General features: G+C 46.0%; 1 protein-coding gene. It reads right to left on the reverse strand.

The features are described 5' to 3' along the window. Positions 1-1,582, reverse strand: a 1,582-nt coding sequence (locus SCRDD08_RS06600) for a collagen-flanked surface repeat-containing protein (protein ID WP_196756177.1), incomplete at both ends; no start/stop codon positions are given.

Genomic DNA, 1,582 nt, shown 5'->3' on the forward strand with positions numbered 1-1,582 from the left:
TTGCGCCAGCTTTTCCATCTTTGATGATTGTAGATGATGTTACTTCGTCTGGGTCAAGCTGACCGTTGTTGTTCTTATCGAGGCCGACTTGAACTGTGTGTGTGCCATTGTTATTATCGACAACCTTAGCTAGCGGAGATTTACCGTCCTTACCGTCTTTAACGATGGTAGATGAGGTTACTTCATCTGGATCCAACTGGCCATTGCCGTTCTTATCCAGACCAACTTTAACAGTGTGAGTGCCGTTGTTATTATCGACAACTTGGGCTAATGATGGCTTGCCATCTTCTCCTTTGGCTCCAGTTGCACCTGTTGCGCCTGTTTCACCTTTATCACCCTTAGCTCCTGTTGCACCGGTAGCACCTGTAGCTCCAGTTGCACCAGCTTTTCCATCTTTGACGATAGTTGAAGATGTTACTTCATCTGGATCAAGCTGACCATTGTTGTTCTTATCGAGGCCGACTTGAACAGCGTGAGTGCCATTATTGTTATCGACAACTTTAGCTAGTGGAGATTTTCCATCCTTACCGTCTTTGACGATTGTTGAAGATGTTACTTCGTCTGGATCCAACTGACCGTTGCCATTCTTATCAAGACCAACTTTAACAGTATGAGTACCGTCGTTGTTATCTACGACTTGCGCCAATGATGGCTTGCCGTCTTCACCTTTATCACCTTTAGCTCCGGTCGCTCCTGTAGCTCCAGTAGCTCCAGTTTCACCTTTATCGCCTTTGGCTCCGGTCGCGCCTGTAGCACCGGTTGCACCAGCTTTTCCATCCTTACCATCTTTGATGATTGTAGATGATGTTACTTCATCTGGATCAAGTTCGCCGTTGCCGTTCTTATCGAGACCGACTTGAACTGTATGCGTGCCATTGTTGTTGTCTACAACTTTAGCTAGTGGAGATTTTCCATCCTTACCGTCTTTGACGATTGTTGAAGATGTTACTTCGTCTGGATCCAACTGACCGTTGCCATTCTTATCAAGACCAACTTTAACAGTATGAGTACCGTCGTTGTTGTCTACGACTTGAGCCAATGATGGCTTGCCGTCTTCACCTTTATCACCTTTAGCTCCGGTCGCTCCTGTAGCACCTGTGGCACCGGTTGCGCCAGCTTTTCCATCCTTACCATCTTTGATGATTGTTGAAGATGTTACTTCGTCTGGATCAAGTTCACCGTTACCATTCTTATCGAGACCGACTTGAACTGTGTGCGTGCCATTGTTGTTGTCTACAACTTTAGCTAGTGGAGATTTTCCATCCTTACCGTCTTTGACGATTGTTGAAGAGGTTACTTCGTCTGGATCCAACTGACCGTTGCCATTCTTATCAAGACCAACTTTAACAGTATGAGTACCGTCGTTGTTATCTACGACTTGCGCCAATGATGGCTTGCCGTCTTCACCTTTATCACCTTTAGCTCCGGTCGCTCCTGTAGCTCCAGTTTCACCTTTATCGCCTTTAGCTCCGGTTGCACCAGCTTTTCCATCCTTACCATCTTTGATGATTGTAGATGATGTTACTTCATCTGGATCAAGTTCGCCGTTGCCGTTCTTATCGAGACCGACTTGAACTGTATG

The organism is Streptococcus cristatus, assembly GCF_001578775.1.
GTDB classification, from domain to species: domain Bacteria; phylum Bacillota; class Bacilli; order Lactobacillales; family Streptococcaceae; genus Streptococcus; species Streptococcus cristatus_A.